The 18,654-nt window shown below is 68.7% G+C and carries 21 protein-coding genes; 7 read left to right on the top strand and 14 right to left on the bottom strand.

Translation table 11 applies throughout. From position 1 onward, the window contains the following. Window positions 1–3 precede the first annotated feature (3 nt). The 12 genes from hypF to hypA all read right to left on the bottom strand — a co-directional run bounded on the left by hypF (window position 4) and on the right by hypA (window position 11,053). Window positions 4–2,271: a carbamoyltransferase HypF gene (gene hypF, locus ON26_RS19680; RefSeq protein ID WP_083884218.1), complete on the bottom strand. Its 2,268-nt coding sequence runs from the start codon at window positions 2,269–2,271 to the stop codon at window positions 4–6. After that, window positions 2,268–2,510, bottom strand: coding sequence for a HypC/HybG/HupF family hydrogenase formation chaperone (locus ON26_RS19675; RefSeq protein WP_040797639.1), 243 nt, complete (start codon window positions 2,508–2,510; stop codon window positions 2,268–2,270). Before ON26_RS19675 ends, hypF begins: the two co-directional genes overlap by 4 nt. A gap of 2 nt (window positions 2,511–2,512) precedes the next feature. After that, window positions 2,513–2,989: a hydrogenase maturation protease gene (locus ON26_RS19670; RefSeq protein ID WP_040797638.1), complete on the bottom strand. Its 477-nt coding sequence runs from the start codon at window positions 2,987–2,989 to the stop codon at window positions 2,513–2,515. A 1-nt stretch (window position 2,990) separates the two neighbouring features. Then, entirely contained in the window at window positions 2,991–3,110 is a 120-nt protein-coding gene (locus tag ON26_RS35085) for a DUF6893 family small protein (RefSeq protein WP_085999049.1), read from the bottom strand. Window positions 3,111–3,166: 56 nt separating this feature from the next. Beyond that, entirely contained in the window at window positions 3,167–4,822 is a 1,656-nt protein-coding gene (locus ON26_RS19660; protein WP_306307249.1) for a hypothetical protein, read from the bottom strand. After that, window positions 4,819–5,466 (bottom strand): DUF6084 family protein, encoded by a 648-nt coding sequence (locus ON26_RS19655; protein ID WP_040797637.1) that lies wholly within the window; start codon window positions 5,464–5,466, stop codon window positions 4,819–4,821. The genes ON26_RS19660 and ON26_RS19655 overlap by 4 nt, the downstream gene beginning before the upstream one ends. Further along, window positions 5,463–6,098 (bottom strand): DUF5947 family protein, encoded by a 636-nt coding sequence (locus ON26_RS19650; RefSeq protein ID WP_040797636.1) that lies wholly within the window; start codon window positions 6,096–6,098, stop codon window positions 5,463–5,465. Before ON26_RS19650 ends, ON26_RS19655 begins: the two co-directional genes overlap by 4 nt. Next, window positions 6,095–7,006 (bottom strand): NifU family protein, encoded by a 912-nt coding sequence (locus ON26_RS19645; RefSeq protein WP_245545915.1) that lies wholly within the window; start codon window positions 7,004–7,006, stop codon window positions 6,095–6,097. The genes ON26_RS19650 and ON26_RS19645 overlap by 4 nt, the downstream gene beginning before the upstream one ends. Before the next feature lie 33 nt (window positions 7,007–7,039). Continuing rightward, complete coding sequence (locus ON26_RS19640; RefSeq protein WP_040797635.1) at window positions 7,040–8,836, bottom strand: nickel-dependent hydrogenase large subunit; 1,797 nt, start codon at window positions 8,834–8,836, stop codon at window positions 7,040–7,042. Between the two features lie 11 nt (window positions 8,837–8,847). Next, a complete protein-coding gene (locus ON26_RS19635) occupies window positions 8,848–9,903 on the bottom strand; it encodes an NADH-quinone oxidoreductase subunit B family protein (protein WP_040797634.1) in 1,056 nt (351 codons plus the stop codon). 80 nt (window positions 9,904–9,983) lie between these two features. Next, the gene (hypB, locus tag ON26_RS19630; RefSeq protein ID WP_040797633.1) at window positions 9,984–10,721 is read right to left on the bottom strand and encodes a hydrogenase nickel incorporation protein HypB; all 738 of its coding nucleotides are present in this window, start codon (window positions 10,719–10,721) and stop codon (window positions 9,984–9,986) included. Next, window positions 10,667–11,053: a hydrogenase maturation nickel metallochaperone HypA gene (gene hypA, locus ON26_RS19625; protein ID WP_040797632.1), complete on the bottom strand. Its 387-nt coding sequence runs from the start codon at window positions 11,051–11,053 to the stop codon at window positions 10,667–10,669. Before hypA ends, hypB begins: the two co-directional genes overlap by 55 nt. Window positions 11,054–11,244: 191 nt before the next feature. On the opposite strand from hypA, the gene ON26_RS19620 reads away from it, so the two are divergent. Together ON26_RS19620 and ON26_RS19615 are read left to right on the top strand one after the other, a co-directional pair. Further along, window positions 11,245–11,802, top strand: coding sequence for a type 1 glutamine amidotransferase domain-containing protein (locus ON26_RS19620; protein ID WP_040797631.1), 558 nt, complete (start codon window positions 11,245–11,247; stop codon window positions 11,800–11,802). A gap of 102 nt (window positions 11,803–11,904) precedes the next feature. Then, window positions 11,905–12,630, top strand: coding sequence for a peroxiredoxin (locus ON26_RS19615; protein ID WP_174375419.1), 726 nt, complete (start codon window positions 11,905–11,907; stop codon window positions 12,628–12,630). A 31-nt stretch (window positions 12,631–12,661) separates the two neighbouring features. On the opposite strand, the gene ON26_RS19610 is transcribed toward ON26_RS19615, so the two are convergent. Further along, window positions 12,662–13,234, bottom strand: a complete 573-nt coding sequence (locus tag ON26_RS19610) for a hypothetical protein (protein ID WP_245545914.1) — start codon at window positions 13,232–13,234, stop codon at window positions 12,662–12,664. 468 nt (window positions 13,235–13,702) lie between these two features. On the opposite strand from ON26_RS19610, the gene ON26_RS19605 reads away from it, so the two are divergent. Next, window positions 13,703–14,038 carry a hypothetical protein gene (locus ON26_RS19605; protein ID WP_169333739.1) on the top strand — a complete coding sequence of 112 codons (336 nt, stop codon included), beginning with the start codon at window positions 13,703–13,705 and terminating at the stop codon, window positions 14,036–14,038. 168 nt (window positions 14,039–14,206) lie between these two features. Here ON26_RS19605 and ON26_RS19600 read toward each other — a convergent pair whose 3' ends face one another. Then, entirely contained in the window at window positions 14,207–14,875 is a 669-nt protein-coding gene (locus tag ON26_RS19600) for a TetR/AcrR family transcriptional regulator (RefSeq protein ID WP_083884217.1), read from the bottom strand. 137 nt (window positions 14,876–15,012) lie between these two features. Here ON26_RS19600 and ON26_RS19595 point away from each other — a divergent pair, with 137 nt between their 5' ends. From ON26_RS19595 to ON26_RS19580, 4 genes are all read left to right on the top strand, one after another. Further along, window positions 15,013–15,888: an oxygenase MpaB family protein gene (locus tag ON26_RS19595; protein WP_051027240.1), complete on the top strand. Its 876-nt coding sequence runs from the start codon at window positions 15,013–15,015 to the stop codon at window positions 15,886–15,888. A gap of 196 nt (window positions 15,889–16,084) precedes the next feature. Continuing rightward, window positions 16,085–16,381 carry a DUF6285 domain-containing protein gene (locus ON26_RS19590; RefSeq protein WP_040797712.1) on the top strand — a complete coding sequence of 99 codons (297 nt, stop codon included), beginning with the start codon at window positions 16,085–16,087 and terminating at the stop codon, window positions 16,379–16,381. After that, window positions 16,378–17,382 (top strand): phosphotransferase family protein, encoded by a 1,005-nt coding sequence (locus tag ON26_RS19585; RefSeq protein ID WP_051027239.1) that lies wholly within the window; start codon window positions 16,378–16,380, stop codon window positions 17,380–17,382. The genes ON26_RS19590 and ON26_RS19585 overlap by 4 nt, the downstream gene beginning before the upstream one ends. Window positions 17,383–17,389: 7 nt before the next feature. Further along, window positions 17,390–18,652, top strand: a complete 1,263-nt coding sequence (locus tag ON26_RS19580; protein ID WP_040797629.1) for an acyl-CoA dehydrogenase family protein — start codon at window positions 17,390–17,392, stop codon at window positions 18,650–18,652. Window positions 18,653–18,654 lie beyond the last annotated feature (2 nt).

The raw sequence follows: 18,654 nt of genomic DNA, 5'->3' as shown, positions 1-18,654 counted from the left end.
CGCTCAGCCCGCGGCGACCGCGAGCACCTGCCCGTATGCGAGGCCACCATCGTTGGGTGGCAGTCTGCGGTGTGTGAGGACGGTGAACCCGTTGTCGCGCAGCAGTCTTCGAGTGGACGACAACAGCAGCGCGTTCTGGAACACGCCGCCCGAGAGCGCGACGACCCGTTCTCCCGCGAATTTCGCGGCGATATCGAGCACCAGCCGCGAGACGGCGGCGTGGAAACGGGCGCCGATCGTCGCCGCCGGTACAGCGGCCACCGCGTCGGCGACGACCGCGGCGATCACCGGGCCGGGGTCGATCAGCGCGGGATCCGATCCGGTGCCGACGGTGAACCGATACGAGCGGTCACCGGGAGCCACGCCGCGGGCGAGCCCTTCGAGTTCGATGGCCGCCTGCGCCTCGTAGTCCACGACGTGGCGCACGCCCGCCAGCGAGGACACCGCGTCGAACAATCTGCCCATGCTGGAGGTCGGCACACAGCCCAGCCCGGTGCCGAACTGGTGCGCGAGCACCGCGCGCTCCCCGGCCGGGCAGGCGGCCACCGACGGGATCGCCGCCGACCAGTCGATACCCGCGGCGCGCAGATGCGCCAGCGCCATCCGGTACGGCCGGTGCACCGCGCTGTCGCCGCCGGCCAGCGGGACGTACTTCAGATGGGCCAGCCGCTGGTAGCCCTTGTACCCGGCGGCGAGGACCTCGCCGCCCCACACCGCGCCGTCGGGTCCGAAACCGGTGCCGTCGAAGGCGATTCCGAGGACGGTGTCGGTGTGACCGAGTCCGTGCTCGCCCATGACGGCGGCGATATGCGCGTGGTGGTGCTGGACGGTGCGCACCGGTCGCTCGCCCGCGTGCCGGCGAGCCCATCCGGTGGACCGATAGCCCGGATGCGCGTCGGCGACGAGTTGGGCGGGGCGCACTCCGGTCAGCTCCTCGAGGTGCCGTTCGGTGGCGTCGAACGCGCGCAGTGTCGCCAGATCGTCCATATCGCCGACGTGCTGGCTCAACCAGGCATAGCGGCCGTCGGCGACGGCACAGACGTTCTTCAGATCGGCGCCGACGGCGAGTGTCGGCGGCATGGGCGCCGGAAGGGCGAGCGGCAGCGGCGCGTAGCCGCGCGAGCGGCGGACCGGGGACTCGAGGCCGTCGACCAGGCGCACCACCGAGTCGTCACACGGGACCAGGATGCGGCGGTCGTGCCAGAGCCAGCCGTCCGCCGACCCGGCGAGGCGCTCGCGCGCATCGGCGTCGTCGTAGCAGATCGGTTCGCTGCTGCGGTTGCCGGAGGTCATCACCAGCACGTCCGGGCCGATCGGGTCGCCGGGCAGGCCGAACAGCAGGATGTGCAGCGGGGTATAGGCCAGCATCACACCGAGGTCGGGGTTGCCCGGCGCGACGGCCTCGGCGAGCGCTCGGTCCCCGCGAGGCAGCAGCACGATGGGCCGCTGCGGGCCGGTCAGCAGTTCGGCGGCCGCGGCGTCGACGACCGCGATCTCCCGCGCGCGCCCCACATCCGGCGTCATCACCGCGAAAGGCTTGCCGCCCCGGCGCTTACGGCGGCGCAGTTCGGCCACCGCCACCTCGTTCGTCGCGTCGCAGGCCAGGTGGTAGCCGCCGATGCCCTTCACCGCCAGGATTCCGCCCGACCGCAGCAGTGCACGGGCCGCGGCGAGCGGATCGCCGTCTCCGGGGCCGGCGTAGGACAGCCGCGGGCCGCACTCGGGGCAGGCGATCGGCTGCGCGTGGAAACGGCGGTCGGCGGGATCGTGATATTCGCGGGCACAGCGTTCGCACATCGGGAATTCGGCCATGGAGGTGCGGGCCCGGTCGTAGGGCAGCGCGGCGATGATGGTGAACCGGGGACCGCAGTTGGTGCAGTTCACGAACGGGTGGCGGTACCGCCGATCGGACGGGTCGCGCAGTTCCGCCTCGCATGCGGGGCAGAGGGCGATATCCGGGGAGGCGAGGGTGCGGCCGTCGCCGCGAGTGGTGTCGGCGATCCGGAATCCGGTACCGCCCCGCACCGGGATCTCGGCGCGTTCCACCGATTCGACGACCGCCAGCGGCGGCGGCGAGCACCGTAGCCGCCGCTCGAACTCCGCCAGGGCCGCGGGTGTGCCCTCGACTTCGATGAGGACGCCACTGCTGTCGTTGGACACCCGCCCGCTCAGCGACAGCTCGGCCGCGGTGGTGTAGACGAACGGCCGGAAGCCCACGCCCTGCACCACACCGCGCACCACGAACCGGTGGCGCGCCCGGTCGGCGGTCACGGCTGCTCACCGCTGCGGAGCATGCGCAGTCCGGACATGGCCTCGGCCGCACCGGCGGCGTCGGTCTTCTCGATTCCGAAGCCCATGTGGATGATCACCCAATCGCCGGGCCCGACCGGATCGTCCTCGAGCAGGCCGATGTTCACCCGTCGTTTCTCACCGGATACATCGACCAGGGCGATCTGTCCGTGGTAGCCGTCCGGTATCTCGAGCACCAGGCCGGGAATTCCGAGGCACATCCTCACACCTCCTGCTTCGTCCGCAGCAGATCGGCCACCACGCGGTGCACCGCGCGCACCGCCGTGTCCACCGCCGCCGCGACCGGAACCGACAGTCCGATCCGCTCCGCGGCCGACAGCGCCTGACAGCCGACGACGACCGTGGGTGGCACTGTGCCGCCCAGCGCCCGCACAGCCGCGAAGACCGCCGCCGGATGCATGGCGTGCGCGTCGAGTCCCGCCGTGCCCGCCTCGTCGGGTTCGGCGCGCAACACCTCCACCTGCCCGGGTGCTCCGCGGTCGGGCAGCGCGTCGACGAGCACCAGCGCATCCCAGCCCGTGAGCAGGTCGTAGGCCAAGTGCATACCGCGGATGCCGTAATCGACCACCCGCACGCGCGGCTCCCCGTCGAAGCGCAGCCTGCGCGCCACCTCGGAGCCGAATCCGTCGTCGCCGAGAAAGATGTTGCCGATCCCGGCGACCAGTACCCGGTCCGTCATCTCACATATGGCGGATTCGCAGGTACCGGCGCATGTCCGGAACCGACCGGATGCCGATGTACACGCCGATCGCCGCCACCACCGCGACGATTCCGGTCGCGATCGCTCCCACGGTTGCCATGGTCGGCCTTCCTTTCCGTTGTCTCGCCGCTGCCGAGCCCACCGGTCGGCGGGCGGTCATCCCTGCCCTTCGGTCGGTGATGTGGCTCCGCCGACATCCGCGTCGTCGACGGTGCCGGTCGCCGTCTCGTCGGGTTCGTTCGCGGTCTTCTTGCGCTCGTCGTAGGGCGGGACCGGAGGTTCGCTGCCGGGGGCCGGCTCCGAGACGAACGCGGCCTCGCGCTCGGCGGCGGTTCCGTGCGCCGAGGTCGTCTCCTCGTGTCCGATATCGCCCGGCTCACGGTTGGTCTCGCCCGCGGCCGCGGTATCCGCGCCGGTATCGCGCGATCCCGGCTGTCCGCGCGCCTCCTGAGGTTCTTCGCTGCGGTCCTGCATGGTGTCTCCTTCCAGATCTCCGGGACTGTCGAGCGGCTCCAATTCGTCGGGTGCGAAATAGAGATAGCGGCCGAACCATTCGTGCAGATCGGCGGCGGGATCGTCGTCCAGTACGACACCGATGTGTGCCTGCCCGTCGACGTCCTCGTGCACCGAGACGACCCGGGCGCACCGGCCCGCGGTGAACAGATCCTGGGCGTCGGCCCGGCGGGACGGGTGCAGCCTGACCCGGCTGCCTCTGCGCACCAGCACACCCGAGACCGGCACCGCATCGGTATCCGGGCGCACGGCGCCGTCGGCCGCCGGATCCCACCAGTCGATCCCCTCGGGCACTTCGGGAACCAGAGGCGAACGGCCCGGATGCGGATCGCGCAGGACGCCGTGCAACTGCCGCATCGCCTCCGGGGTGATGGCATCGCAGCGGTCGATGATCTCGCCCGCCCGCGCGTCTGTCGCGCGGGCCTGCGCTTTCTCGTCGTCGGTCATGGTCATCACGCGCAGCGTGAGGATCTCGTCGATCTCGGTGGAATCGAACAGCGCTCCCTCGCTCTGTTCCGCGATCTCGGGATGGTCGTAGAGGATGATCGGCGAGATCAGCAGCAGACTGCGGTCGCCGGGCGGGCCGGCGAGCACCGGGAAACACCGGTGCCGGCCGCAGCGTTCGACCGCGGGCGCGGCGTCCGCCGGTGGTTCGAGCGCGGAAACGAACTGTCCACGGGCGACTTCCACGACGATGTGTGCCCCGATCAGCGAGCGGGCGAGGGCGTCGTCCTTGTCGGTCGCGAGTGCGGCCACGTTGCGGACCTCGGCGGCCAGCCGCAGGAACCGGCCGTCCCGCTCGACGCCCAGTTCCAGTTCACCGGCCAGCGGCTGCCTGGTCCGCACCAGCGTCCCGACGGCCTCGCCTGCCGCGCCGGCGATCTCCTCGATGTCGGAGCCACCGGAAACCGTCAGTGCGCGTACGAGATTCCCGGGCGCCAGGGGGCCGACGACGATCTCCCGCGCGACCGCCTCGTCCCAGGACAGCCAGGATCGCCCGCCGGCGGTGAGTTCGGCGCGTGGCACACCCGCACCGTCGAGCACCTGACGGTGCTGGAGCTGCAGGAACCGGACCGTCCACGTCAGTACTGGGTCCGTACCGGGCTCGAGGACGAACTCGGCCGACAGCGACGACTCTTCGCCGAGTCCGGCCGCCGCCGCCCCGGCGGGACCGAGCACGCCGAACTGCCAGCGGGACCGGTTCTTGGGGGTGTTCGCCCGGTAGGGGTAGAGCAGGTAGCCCTCGTAGAGCACCGCGTCGGCGACGGCGCGGGCCCGGGCGATCCCCGCGGCGGTCATCGCGACTCTCCGGCGTCGGCGAGCAGGCGGGTGACGGCCTCGTCGAATCCGAGCAGACCGTGGCCGGACTTGTAGGCGGACAGCGCCTCGAGCGTGTCCCGGTGCAGGCGTAGCCAGCCGGTGTTCGGGAAGTGCGCGGCCATCACGTCCTGCCATACCGAGACCGGCATGTCGAAGGTGTCCTCGCGATCCCAGGGGATCTGCTGGACCGCGAAGCCGCCGCTGCCCCGGATGAAGACCGTGCCGCTGAACAGGAACACCAGCGGTACCGTGCCCTCGCGTAGCGCGTGCAGGTACTTCGAGCCGGTCACCTCGAAGTCGTAGGTGCACGGCATCGGCAGATCCACCTCGGCGCCGCCGGAGAACCCGGGAACCATGGTGGCGCAGTGCATCCACAGGAACGAACGCTGCGTATCCCGCCAGCGCTCGCGGTCGCCGAACAGATCGGTCAGCCCCGCGCCCTCCTCGTCGGAGTAGCGGCGGCGCGACGGCTGGATCCGCACCTGCGCACGTAACGCGACGGCGTGCACGGGTTCCTCGGCGAGCGCGGCGAGACCGACCCGTGCGGTCAGGGTCGGCGCCACCGCGTACGGCTCCGGCTTGATCTCGAGCACGGCGAAGGTCATCGAGTGGACGGGACTCATGGCGCGCCGTCCGTTCGTGCCCGGGCCGAGACAGACGCGAAGAACTCGTCCAGATAGCTGCGCACCTCGGTCCCGCCGTCGAAGCCGCGCCACAGCAATCGCATCCGCCCGACGAACTCGTAGCACGCGTCGATCGGCAGCAGCAGGCAACTCGCGGTCGCGGTCCCGCTCTCCGGGACCCGGATCAGCAGGGCTTCGACATCGTCGGCGAGAGCGTCCAGTTCCGGATGTCGCTGCACGATCGTATTCCACTGTGCCAGCGGCAGTTCCGATTCGGTCGCGCCCGCCGGTCCGGGATAGAACGCCACGGTCCGGTCCAGTGCGGAGTTGCGGAAGAAGAACGCGAGTCCCACCGGAATCTCCAACGCGTCCCATTCCCCCTGGCCGATCTCGAAATCGGGGAAGGCGAGATAGCGGTCCGGCACCGCCCGGTAACGCAGCGCCGCCTTCTGGTCCACGAACAGCAGGTAGCAGGCGCGGCATACGCACAACAGCTGCCTGCCTTCGATATTCACGACGTGCTGATGCTCGCCGGCGATCGGATCGGCGCACATCTCACATCGCTCGCCCGCCCGTCGCGGGGGCGGGCGCTCGGCGGTGATCCGCTGCAGCACTCGGAACGGTGTGTTCACCCGTGCACCCCCACCGGTACCGCCACCGACAGCACGCCGTCCCGCGCCAGCACCGGGAGCGGCTCGAGGTGACCGTCGCCGTCGATGCGCGCCCCGGCCGCCACGATGTCGAAATGCGCGCGGCAGGTCGGGCAGCGCAGGACCGCGTCGCCGACCGGGAGGCCGGGCCGCCGGTGCAGCGCGGCCCCGGCGAGCGAATGCGCGCAGACCGGGCAGAGGTCGCGGTATGCGAATACCTGCTCACCCACCCGGCAGGCCAGTACCGGGAGTCCGGCCACGGCGAATCCGCCGACCTCGCCGGGCACCAGGTCGGCCAGTTCGGGCGTGGCGACCCAACTGCCCGGAGCGTCGCTCGAACGCACCCGGGAGAACAGCGAATCGGCGGGGATCGGCGCCGCGTGCTCGGTGGGCGCGGCGACGACTTCGATGGTCTCGATCTCCGGCGCCGCCGCGCGGATCGCGTCCTGCACCGCCAGCTCCAGGGTGACCGACGAGGACGGGCAGCCGTGGCAGCTGCCGGTCAGCCGGAGGCGGACCACCGCGTCCACGATCTCGACCAGTTCCACATCGCCGCCGTGCGACCCCAGGTAGGGCCGCACACTGTCCAGCGCCGTGCGCACTCTGGCGTCCACGTCGTGCGGGTGCAGCCCGTGGACGAGCAGCAGGCTCGCGACCAGGTCGTCGCGAGCCAGCCGTTCCAGGGTGCCGGCGTCCAGTAGTCCGACCAGGCGCGCCAAGCCCGCCCCGTACAGGTCGACGACCTCGCGCACCAACTGCTCGGCGCGTTCACGAGCCGCCGCGCCGCCCGCCGAACTCGCCTCGAGCAGTGTCTCTATCCGATCACCCGCCGTACGCCAATGGCTCTCACCAGGGTTGGAGTCGGCCTGTTCTGCCGGGCGGACATCCACCGCCATCCTCCCGTCGCCGGTACCGATACGGACTCACTCCGGGGTCATCGCCTGCGTCGGCGAGTGCAGTTTCCGCAAGGTCTGCCCCTTGCCGAGATACATGTGCACACCGCACGGCAGGCACGGGTCGAAACTGCGCACCGTGCGCATGATGTCGATGCCCTTGAAGTGCTCGCGGTCGTTCTCCTCGAAGATGGGCTGCCCCTGCACCGCGTCCTCGTACGGGCCGGGGGTGCCGTAGGCATCGCGCGGGCTGGCGTTCCACGGGGTCGGCGGATACGGGTGGTAGTTCGCGATCTTCCCGTCCCGGATCACCATGTGGTGGGAGAGCACACCACGCACCGCCTCGGTGAAACCGCAGCCGATGCCTTCCTCGGGCACCTCGAACGGCTCCCAGGTCTTGGTGTGGCCGGCCCGTATCTCCGCGAGCGCCTTCTCCGCGAAATGCAGGGCGCAGGCCGCCGAGTAGGCCTGGAAGTAGGTGCGAGCCCGGTCGCGTTCGATGGTGTTGCTGCCGTGGACGGGGATCTTCCACTCCAGCGTGACCGGACCCTTCAATGCGGTCTTCGGCAGATTGATCTGGACACTGTGACCGGTGGCCTTCACGTATCCGATATCGACCAGGTTCGCCAGCGCGGTCGACCACAGCCGTGCCAGCGGTCCACCGCCGGTGTCCAGCGCGAGGTGATCGGTGCCGTCGAACCAGCGCGGCGACATGACCCAGCTGTACTTGTCGTCCAGGTCGCGTTTCTGCGGCTTGGGATTGGTGTGCTGGTTCCAGGGGTGGCGCCGGTCCACCGGATTGCCCAGCGGGTCGGTCTTCACGAACATCTCCTGGTCGGTCCAGTCCTCGTAATAGGAACTGCCGAGCAGGATCCGCAGGCCGAGGTTGATGTCGACCAGGGAGGTGGTGACCAGTTCGCCGTCCACCACCACACCCGGGGTGACGAACATCTTGCGACCCCAGTCCTCCATGTCCTTGTACTCGAAATTGCAGACCTCGGGGTCCTGGAACGACCCCCAGCAGCCGAGCAGGGTCCGCCGCAGGCCGACCTTCTCGTAGCCGGGCAACGCCTCGTAGAAGAAGTCGAACAGGTCGTCGTGCATCGGGACGACCCGCTTCATGAACTCGACGTAGCGCATCAATCTGGTCATGTAGTCGGTCATCAGCTGCACCGTCGCCACCGTGCCCGGGCCGCCGGGATACAGCGTCGACGGATGCACATGCCGACCCTCCATCAGGCAGAACATCTCGCGGGTGTACCGGCTGACCTGCAGGGCCTCCCGGTAGAACTCCCCGGTGAACGGGTTGAGGGCGCGCATGATGTCGGCGATGGTGCGGTAGCCGTGGGCTTCGGCGTGCGGCGCCTCGGTCCGCTCGGCCCGGGCGAGCACCCCGGGATTGGTCTCGGCGACCATCTTCTCGCAGAAATCCACCCCGACCAGGTTCTCCTGGAAGATGTTGTGGTCGAACATGTACTCGGCGGCCTCGCCGAGGTTGACGATCCACTCGCCCAGGTGCGGCGGCCGGACTCCATAGGCCATGTTCTGGGCGTAGCAGGAGCACGTCGCGTGGTTGTCACCGCAGATACCGCATATCCGGCTGGTGATGAAATGGGCGTCGCGCGGGTCCTTGCCGCGCATGAAGATCGAATAACCGCGGAAGATGGACGAGGTGCTGTGGCACTCGACCACTTCCTGATTCGCGAAGTCGATCTTGGTGTAGATGCCGAGGCTGCCCACGATACGAGTGATCGGATCCCACGCCATCTCGACGAGGCTGTCCGGTTCGATCGTCCGGTGTGACGGCTCGGGGATGATCTGAGTCATCGGAGCTTCTCCTACCAGGTGCGGGTGGCGCCGGTCTCGAGCTTTTCGCCGCGATGCCGCCAGCGCGGTTCCTTGTCGACGGTGCGGCCGGTGATGTTCCGGAGGCTGCGGATCACCGTTCCGTAGACGCCGGAGGCGCTGGACGAGAGCTTCCCGCCGGGCGGCTCGTCCATGAACGGCATGAACTTGTCGGGGAATCCGGGCATGGTGCAGCCGATGCAGATGCCGCCCACGTTCGGGCAGCCGCCCACCCCGTTGATCCACCCGCGCTTGGGCACGTTGCACTTGACCACCGGGCCCCAGCAGCCGAGCTTCACGATGCATTTCGGTGAGCCGTACTCGGTGGCGAAATCGCCCTCCTCGTAATAGCCCGCACGGTCGCAGCCCTCGTGCACGGTCGCGCCGAACAGCCATTTCGGCCGTAGCGCCTCGTCGAGCGGAATCATCGGCGCCTGGCCGGTGGCCAGGTAGAGCAGGTAGGTGAGCGTCTCCGACATGTTGTCCGGGTGGATGGGGCAGCCGGGCACACAGACGATCGGGATGCCGGCCTTGCTCTTCCAATCCCAGCCGAGGTAGTCGGGCACGCCCATCGCGCCGGTCGGGTTGCCCGCCATCGCGTGGATGCCGCCGTAGGTCGCGCAGGTGCCTGCCGCGACCACCGCGGTGGCCTTCGGGGCGAGACGGTCCAGCCATGCGCTGGTCGTCATCGGCTGGCCGGTGGCAGGATCGTTGCCGAAACCGCACCAGTAACCTTCGTCGTGCAATTGCTCGTTCGGTATCGATCCCTCCACCACCAGGACGAAGGGTTCGAGTTCACCCCGGTCCGCGCGGAAGAACCATTCGAGGAAATCGTCGGCTCCGCCGTTGGGGCCGCACTCGAAATCGATGAGCGGCCAGTGCACGGCCACTTTCGGTAGACCGGGTAATGCGCCGAGGGCGATTTCTTCGACACTGGGCTGGGTGGCGGCGGTCAACGCCACCGAATCGCCATCGCAACTGAGACCGGCATTGATCCAGAGCACGTGGATCAGCGTCTCCTCAGCTCGGACCGCTTCCTGAGTGGGCATATGCTGCCACCTTCCGGAGTCGGAGCGGCGACTCGTCGCTCCGGCCCGCTTCGCGGGTTTGTGACGCCGATCACGTCAGTCTAGGCGGGGTCGATCACACCCTCAAGGCTCGCCGAGACCGTCCGGCGCTGTTCACCCAGCCACCCGTACCAGTGATCGAGGCCCTCGCCCGTGGTCACCGACATCGGCAGGATCTCCACGCCCGGATTCACCGCGCGCGCGTACTCGGTGCACGCGCCGAGATCGAAATCGACATACGGCAGCAGATCGATCTTGTTCACGAGCACCAGACCCGCCGCGGCGAACATGTGCGGATACTTCAGCGGTTTGTCCGTGCCCTCGCACACCGAGATCATCACGACCTTGCGGTGTTCCCCGAGGTCGAACAGTGCCGGACAGACCAGATTGCCGACATTCTCGACGAACAGCACGGTGCCGGGCGCGGGGTTCAGCGCGTTCAGTGCCCGATGCGTCATCTCGGCATCCAGATGACAGCCGGACCCGGTGTTCACCTGCACGACCCGCGCCCCGGTCGCGGCGATTCGCTCGGCGTCGAGTTCCGTCTCCTGGTCACCTTCGATCACCGCGATCGGGGTGTCGGGCAGCGCGCGGATCGTCCGCTCGAGCAGTGTGGTCTTCCCGGCGCCCGGGGAACTGGTCATATTCAGCGCCAGGATGCCGCGATCCCGCAGCCAGTCGCGATTGTGCTGGGCGAGATGGTCGTTCTTCGCCAGCACCTTCTGCTCCAGCGAGACCGTCTCGGTCAGGGGTGCATGCTCGTGCTCGGCGACGTTCCCGCATCCGCAGGTTGCGCACATTCTCGGCTCACTTCCATCGACCGGATTCGCAATTCCCGGCCCGCCCTGATCTCCACATCGGCGCTTCCGCACCGGCAGAGCAGGAGCAGATCGGTGACGGTGAAGTCCGCACCGCAGTCGCGGCAATGTGCCGCGCCCGGTACGCACCGGATATCCAGGCTCGCTCCCTCCGCGACGGTGCCCTCGGCGGCGAGGTCGAAACAGAACCGCATCGCGTCCGGGACCACCGCGGTCAGAACGCCCACATCGACGGTCACGCTGTACACCCGTCGGCCCGCCGCGTGCTCGCATACGGCGGCGATGACACTCTGCGTAATGGCGAGTTCGTGCATCCTGATCCGACTCTTCGAGGGATAGTTGGATGCTACTACCGCCGATACCCATCTGCTATCGCATCACTGTGCGCGCTGAACCCGCCGCACCCGCCGCGCCATGTTTAGCCGCGGGATAGGGCGGCATGCCTCCGGCAAGGACCGGTCGCGTGCGCAGGACCGGTCGTGCGCCGAAGGAGAGGAGCGGGCCGATGGCCGAATTGGATGGTGTGCGGGTGCTGGTGGTCACCGCGAACACCGGAGTGGAGCACGACGAATTGGTCGTGCCACGCGACCGACTGCGCGAACGCGGGGCCGCGGTCACGCATGCCGCGCCGAAGGCGGAACAGGTGAGCACGTTCCGTCACGACCTCGAGCCCGCCGAGGTTGTCGACCCGGACCTCGGGCTCGACGAGGTGCGGGCCGACGATTTCGACGTGCTGGTGCTGCCGGGCGGCACCGTCAACGCCGACAAGCTTCGTCTGGACGGGCGCGCGGTGACGCTGGCCAAAAGTTTCGCCGGCGCGGGCAAGCCGATCGCCGCGATCTGCCACGGACCGTGGTTGCTCGCCGAAGCCGATCTCGTGGCGGGAAAGACACTGACCTCGTACCCGTCGCTGCGGACCGATCTCGGCAATGCCGGCGGCAGTTGGGTGGACGAGCCCGCTGTCCGTTCCGGTGAGGGCGACTGGACGCTGATCACCTCCCGCAACCCCGGTGATCTCGACGATTTCGTGTATGCGATCACTCGGGAGGTGCGGGCGGCCTGACCGGCCGCCGCGCGGCCAGGTCGTTCGGAGGGCGGCGACCGCATACCCCCGGGGGTGAATTCAGTGTTGTTCCACCACAACCTTCGATCGAAGAGGTGAACGATGACCACTCCAGAAATCACAGCTCAGAGCGCACCCTCGATGCCCCGGATCGGCGACCCCGCGCCCGCGTTCACTGCGCAGACCACGCAGGGAAGGATCAACTTTCCCGCCGACTACCAAGGCAAGTGGGTGATTCTGTTCTCCCACCCGGCCGACTTCACCCCGGTGTGTACCAGCGAATTCATCACCTTCGCCTCGATGCAGGAGGAGTTCGGCAAGTACAACACCGAGCTCGTCGGACTGTCCGTCGACGGTCTCTACAGTCACATCGCCTGGCTGCGCACCATCAAGGACAAGATCACCTTCAACGGCATGAGCAACGTCGAGGTGACCTTCCCGCTCATCGACGACATCACCATGGAGGTGGCCCGCAAGTACGGCATGATCATGCCGGGCGAAGACAGCACCAAGGCTGTACGGGCGGTCTTCTTCGTCAACCCGCACGGGATCATTCGCACGATCATCTACTACCCGCAGAGCGTGGGCCGCAACTTCGACGAGTTGCTCCGCGTGCTCAAGGCCCTGCAGACCACGGATGCCTTCGAGGTGGCCACGCCCGCCGACTGGCGTCCCGGCGACCGGGTGATCGTGCCGACCGCCGGGTCCTGTGGCGTCGCGGCGGACCGGATGGCCGGGACCGAGGAAGGCGTCGAGTGCGAGGACTGGTTCTTCTGCACCAAGCAGATCAGCGAGGAGGACATCGAGAAGGCCATCCGCACGGACTAGTTCTCGATGTCCGAGCCGGTTGCCTGCCTGGTCAGGCGTCGGCGGCACGCAACGCGAACCACCCCTCGCCGGGATCGGCGAAACCGTGGTACACGAGCGGCGTGCGCTGGTCGATGTCGAAGTGCCGGTAGACCGCGAGCATCGCCTGGCGGACCGACCACGCCTGGAAATCCTCGATGCGCCGCATGCCGATCCGGTGCTCGGGCAGCGTCGCCAGGCGCTGCACCTCGGCGCGGTCGCCGAGATCGAGGCCGGCGGGAGCGGGATCGGTGATGAGGTGGTCGCGCAGGACGGTGCGGATCAGATCGGGGTCGCAGGGGCGCGGATCGTAGGTGCTGAAGATCGCCCGATAGGGCGGGGTGACGGTTTCCTGGGCGGCGTCGATCAGTTCGCGATCGGGCCGGGCTTCGCCGGTGGCGCGCACGTCGTCCTGTTCGAGCACGTGCAGGATGAGCCCGCCGGGCATCAGTGGTTCGGGAACGAGGAACAACGACATCGACGGTCGCCGACCCTCGGTCACGCAGACCTTGGTGTTCGGCGGTAATCCGGTGGGTCCGGGAACCGGCCCGTAGGTGGGCAGTGGTACAGGGGCGGGATCGGACATCCGTCCTCCAGGAAGGCTCGGAACTACAAGGGGCGGCGCGCGATCCGTGAGCGCGGACCGCACGGCCTGGCGGTGTCGATACGCGTAGTGCTCGCTGTGTCCTCGGCTCCCACCGTACTCGCGTCGGGTCGGCGGCGAGCCGGGATTTCCCCGGATGGTCGCGGACACCGGGATCGCCGTCCAGTGCCGGGTTGCCCGGTCGGAACGGGCATGCCCGAGGGGCGGAAGCGCGGCGAAAGCCCCCAAAATCCTCGACACTCGAACGTGGGTGATTTCTCTCGAAAACCATCGTCCCGGTTGGGGATTGAATACGCTCCGGCTGTTTACGGCAGTCCGCCGCAAACGGACGACCGGAAGTTCCCGGTGATTCGCCCGGCCGCGACGAGGCGGCCGGAGAGATGAGGCACGACCATGAGAACCACGATGACCGGACTGGCGGCGGCGACGGTGGCAGCGTGTGCGCTACCGGTGATCGCGGCGCCGAACGCGGCCGCCGAGATCGACAAGCTGATCGTGATGGGCCCCGACTACGGGATTCCCTGTTCGACCGAATGGGGATGCCATATCCGCGCGGTCACGAGTGGGGTGGACGCCCTCGACCCGGTGACCATCACGATCGACGGCGAGGTGGTCAGCACCACCGGCGGCTTCGACTGGCATCCGACCGAAGACCGCACCTACACGATCGTCGCCACCCAGAATGCTTCGAAGCGATCGATGACGATCACGCTGCCCTACGACTATCAGCGGCCGCAATCGTTGTCCGCCGGCGTGCCGTTGCCGAGCAGCGGATCCGCGAGCTGACCATCGCGCTCCGCGATCTGCCGTCCCGGCTCTCCATTACGGGCCGATTCGTCGGGTCGAACAGCTGATTCATCAGGGTCGAAGCCCTGAGCGGCGAAAAACCGGCGCATCCGCATGCCCACAATCCGAAGTGTGCACGTTTCAGACTGTGGGCCATGGATGCGCCGGTCACTTCGTGTCCGGGTGACGCGGTAGCAGCACCGGCACCAGATATCCCGCGGCGAAGGCGCGCAGTTCCGGCTCGTCGCGCAGTCGTGGCGGCGCGTCCGGGGTGAGGATCAAGGAGTGCACGAGCCGCACGATCATGCCGGCGACGGTCCGTGGGTCGCGGACCGCGCCCGTCGTGGCGAAGAGTTCCTCGGCGACGAAGGCGGTGGCCAGGGCGAGGATATCGCCTGCACCGACGGTGATCGCGGCCAATGTCTGGTCGCGATCCACGGCGAGCAGCTTCATCAGGATCGGGTTGGTGCGCAGCAGGGTGACCGTGGTGGCGAAGCCGAGGGTGACGCGCTCGGCGGCGGCCTCGGGGTCGGCCGGGTCGAGGTGGCGAAGGCGGGTGGAGATCTGTTCGAGAACGCGGGCGGTCTCGCGCAGCAGGGCGGCGCGCACGATCACGTCCTTGGCGCCCACGCGGCGGTAGAGGGTCGCGCGGTTGACGCCGGCCTGGCGGGCGATGTCGTCGGCGCTGACGCGGCTGATGCCGATATCGGCGAACAGGGCCAGGGCGGCGTCGAGGATGCGGGCGGTGGTGGCGTCGCGGTCGATCTCGGCGCCGAGCAGCAGTGCGAAGTCGCTGGAATCCGGAGAGTTCTCGTCCGGGGAGTTCGGTGACGCCACGCGGCTGAACCTTACCGGGGCGGCGGTGGTCTGCGGGCCGGTCCGGTGAGACGGGTGCGTGCTCGCCTGGCGAGAGAATGCAACAATCCGCTATATTTTGTCGCATCGATTCACCCGTGTGACGAGGAGGTCCCATCGTGGGTGCTACGAACGGCTCGGCCGTCGCGACTGCCGCCGTGGCGGAGTCGGCGCTGATCGGCGCTCCGATCGGCCCCGGTTCGCTGGTCTGGAAGTACGCGGGCGACTGGCGGAACATGCTGTTCCTCGGCCGGACCGGCATCATGCAGAACATGCACCCGGCGGTCGGGGCGGCGCTGCAGGACCACTCCAACTTCTTCGCCGACCCGTGGGACCGCCTGGTCCGCTCGTTGCCGCAGATCCAGGGCATGATCTACGACGCCGACAACGAGGAGCAGGCCGCGCGGGTCCGCGATTACCACAAGCCGCTCAAGGGCACCGATTCGCGCGGCGAGCGCTACCACGCGCTCAACCCCGAGGTGTACTGGTGGACCCACGCCACCTTCGTCGAACTCAATATCGCGATCAACGAGCACTTCGGCACCCCGCTCACCGACGCCGAGAAAGAGCAGCTGATCGCCGAGGGCATCACCTGGTGGCGGATGTACGGGCTCTCGGATCGGGTGCTGGTCTCCAACTACGCGGAGTTCAAGCAGTACTGGGATCGCACCATCGACGAGGTCCTCGAGCGCAATGCGACCACCGATTTCGCGCTGAGCCTGGACCGGCACAAGATCCCCGCCTTCCCCGGCGTCCCCGAACCGGTGTGGTCGGTGATCTGGCGGCCGTTCATGGCGTTCAACCTGTGGCTGGCCAACGGGCTGATGCCGGAGCGGGCCCGCGAGATTCTGGGCATGCGGCCGTGGAACCGGTTCGACCAGGTGGCCTTCACCGTCGTCTGCAATGCCGTCCGCTACACCTGGCCGCTGCTGCCCGACCGACTCAAGTACGCCCCGCGCGCCTACGCGGGCATCAAGCGGGTGCGCGGGAAGTAGATCGCCGGCGAGCTGGTCGCCGGGTGGTCGCCGGGAAGTCGGTCGCCGGAAAGGTAGGCCGACGCGCTCGGCCTACCCTTCCTTCACATGCCCGGGAGGAATCGGGTCGGCGCGGCCGGGCTATTGACGGGGCAATGCCGATCGGCCAAATTGATGGGGTCCCATTTTCCCGGGCTGTCCGACGAGGGAGTCGCCTGTGCAGAACCGACCGACGGCAGCCGAGCTGCTGGAATCGCTGGCCGAACTGCTGGAGGACACGCTGTTGCCGGCATTACCGCCCGGTCTGCAGCATCGCGCGCGGGTCGGGGCGAACCTGGCCCGCATCCTCGGCCGCGAAGTCGAGTTCGGTCCCGAGGCGGCGAAGCGGGAGGCCGAACTGCTGGCCGCGGTGCCGGAGGGAGACGAGGAAGCTCTCTGGCAGGCCTTGGCCGACGTGGTGCGCGCCGATCTGGCGATCGCCAAGCCCGGCTACGACGGCTGGGAGGGCGAGTGAGCGCCGATCCGTCCGCCGGACTGGCCGACGTTCTGGCCGAGACCTTCGGCAGCCCGGTGCGGGTCACCGGGCTGGAGTTCCTCTCCGCCGGTGCTCGGCGGCGCAATGTCGCCTTCACCGCCGAGGTCGAAGGGCAGGGGGCGCGGCCGCTGGTGGCGACCATCGTCCCGCCCGCGGTCGAGATCATGACCGTCGGCGCCGAGGCGGCGGTGCGGGAACTGGCTCGCGCCCACGGTGTTCCGGTGCCCGCGGTGGTGGCGGTGTGCCCGGACGCCGCGCGCATCGGCGAGCCGTTCCTGATCTCCGACCGCGTCGACGGGGAGACCGTGCCGCGCAAGGTGCTTCGCCTGATCGAGGCATCCGGCAACGCCGAGACCGTCGCCGCGCAGTGGGGTGCGGCGATGGGCGCGCTGCACGCGATCGATCCCGCACTGGCTCCCGCGGAGCTGCCCGCCGCCGGCCCCGATCCGGCCGCCGACGCGCTGGCCGAGGCCGAGAAGGGCGTGCGCACTCTGCTGTCCGACCGCCCGGTCTTCGCGATGGCGCTGCGCTGGCTGGAACGCCGCCTGCCCGCCCCACCGTCGCGCACCGCCCTGCTGCACACCGATCTGCGCAACGGCAACATCATCGTCGCCGCCGAGGGCCTGGCCGCCGTCCTGGACTGGGAAGGCGCCCAGCGCGACGGCGACCCGATGCGCGATGTGGCCTGGCCCGCGCTGCGAATGTGGCGCTTCCGCAACGACGACAAGGAATTCGGCGGATTCGCCGACCGCGACACCTTCGTGCGCGGCTACGAGGAAGCCGGCGGGACCTTCGACGTCGACCGGTTCCGCTGGTGGAAGGTGATGGGCACACTCGCCTGGGGCGTCGGACTGGCCGGACAGGCCGCCGCGCATCTGGACGGCACCGTCCGCGATATCGTCATGGCCGCCAGCGGCCGCCGTGTGTCGGAAATCGAATGGGACCTGCTCATGCAGATCCGCCCCGACGCGAAAGTCTAGGAGAGACATGGACTTCGAACTCCCCGAGGAGCTGGCCGCCTATCTGGACGAACTCGACGCCTTCATCGAGGCCGAGATCATCCCGTTGGAACAGACCGGCGACAACATCAAGTTCTTCGACCACCGCCGCGAGGACGCCCGCACCGACTGGGAACGCGGCGGCCTGCCCACCGAGGAATGGGAAGCGCTGCTGGCCGAATCCCGCCGTCGCGCCGACGCCGCGGGCCACTACCGCTACGCCTTCCCCAAGGAGTTCGGCGGGCGCGACGGCACCAATCTCGGCATGGCGGTGATCCGCGAACACCTCGCCCGCCGCGGCCTGGGCCTGCACTGCGACCTGCAGAACGAGCACGCCATCGTCGCCAACAATGTCGGCCTGCTGCTGATGCTCGAATACGGCACCGAGGCACAGAAGGCGCAGTGGGTGGACGGCCTCGCCGAGGGCACCAAGTTCTTCGCCTTCGGCATCACCGAACCCGAACACGGCTCCGACGCCACGCACATGGAGACCACCGCCGTGCGCGACGGCGACGACTGGGTCATCGACGGCGTCAAGACCTGGAACACCGGCGTGCACATCGCCGACGCCGATCTGATCTTCGCCCGCACCTCCGGCAAGGCCGGCGACGGGCGCGGCATCACCGCGTTCCTGGTCCCCACCGACACTCCCGGCTTCCACGTCGACGAGTACCTGTGGACGTTCAACATGCCCACCGACCACGCCCGCGTCTCGCTGAACAGCGTGCGGGTGCCGGACTCGGCGATCTTCGGCGGGGAGGGCCGCGGCCTGGGCGTCGTCCAGCACTTCTTCAACGAGAACCGCATCCGTCAAGCGGCCTCCAGCCTCGGCGCCGCCCAGTACTGCATCGACCAGGCCGTCGCCTACGCCAACGAGCGCAAGCCCTTCGGCAAGCCGCTGTCGTCGAACCAGGCCATCCAGTTCCAGCTGGTCGAGCTGCACACCCAGTGCGAGATGCTGCGCGCCCTGGTCCACAAGACCGCGTGGTCGATGGACAAGTACGGCAATTTCTCAGTGTCCGAACAGGTCTCGATGTGCAACTACTGGGCCAACCGGCTGGTCTGCGAGGCCGCCGACCGCGCCATGCAAGTGCACGGCGGGCTCGGCTACTCCCGCTACAAGCCTTTCGAGCACATCTACCGGCACCACCGCCGCTACCGAATCACCGAGGGTGCGGAGGAGATTCAGATGCGCCGGGTCGCCGGCTACCTGTTCGGTTTCATGGACCGGAAGTCGGTCAAGGGCGTGTAGCC

Origin of the sequence: Nocardia higoensis NBRC 100133 (assembly GCF_000308595.1) — a bacterium.
Lineage (GTDB): Bacteria > Actinomycetota > Actinomycetes > Mycobacteriales > Mycobacteriaceae > Nocardia > Nocardia higoensis.
Note: the sequence above shows the minus strand (reverse complement) of the source record. Positions and strands in the feature narration are given on the sequence as shown.

What these genes read in the sequence shown, in the direction of transcription:
- ON26_RS19635 (WP_040797634.1), bottom strand. Translation starts at nt 9,903, where the DNA reads ATGCCCACTCAGGAAGCGGTCCGAGCTGAGGAGACGCTGATCCACGTG.
- hypB (WP_040797633.1), bottom strand. Translation starts at nt 10,721, where the DNA reads ATGTGCGCAACCTGCGGATGCGGGAACGTCGCCGAGCACGAGCATGCA.
- ON26_RS19640 (WP_040797635.1), bottom strand. Translation starts at nt 8,836, where the DNA reads ATGACTCAGATCATCCCCGAGCCGTCACACCGGACGATCGAACCGGAC.
- ON26_RS19620 (WP_040797631.1), top strand. Translation starts at nt 11,245, where the DNA reads ATGGCCGAATTGGATGGTGTGCGGGTGCTGGTGGTCACCGCGAACACC.
- ON26_RS19615 (WP_174375419.1), top strand. Translation starts at nt 11,905, where the DNA reads ATGACCACTCCAGAAATCACAGCTCAGAGCGCACCCTCGATGCCCCGG.
- ON26_RS35085 (WP_085999049.1), bottom strand. Translation starts at nt 3,110, where the DNA reads ATGGCAACCGTGGGAGCGATCGCGACCGGAATCGTCGCGGTGGTGGCG.
- ON26_RS19580 (WP_040797629.1), top strand. Translation starts at nt 17,390, where the DNA reads ATGGACTTCGAACTCCCCGAGGAGCTGGCCGCCTATCTGGACGAACTC.
- hypA (WP_040797632.1), bottom strand. Translation starts at nt 11,053, where the DNA reads ATGCACGAACTCGCCATTACGCAGAGTGTCATCGCCGCCGTATGCGAG.
- ON26_RS19610 (WP_245545914.1), bottom strand. Translation starts at nt 13,234, where the DNA reads ATGTCCGATCCCGCCCCTGTACCACTGCCCACCTACGGGCCGGTTCCC.
- ON26_RS19660 (WP_306307249.1), bottom strand. Translation starts at nt 4,822, where the DNA reads ATGACCGCCGCGGGGATCGCCCGGGCCCGCGCCGTCGCCGACGCGGTG.
- ON26_RS19675 (WP_040797639.1), bottom strand. Translation starts at nt 2,510, where the DNA reads ATGTGCCTCGGAATTCCCGGCCTGGTGCTCGAGATACCGGACGGCTAC.
- ON26_RS19655 (WP_040797637.1), bottom strand. Translation starts at nt 5,466, where the DNA reads ATGAGTCCCGTCCACTCGATGACCTTCGCCGTGCTCGAGATCAAGCCG.
- ON26_RS19670 (WP_040797638.1), bottom strand. Translation starts at nt 2,989, where the DNA reads ATGACGGACCGGGTACTGGTCGCCGGGATCGGCAACATCTTTCTCGGC.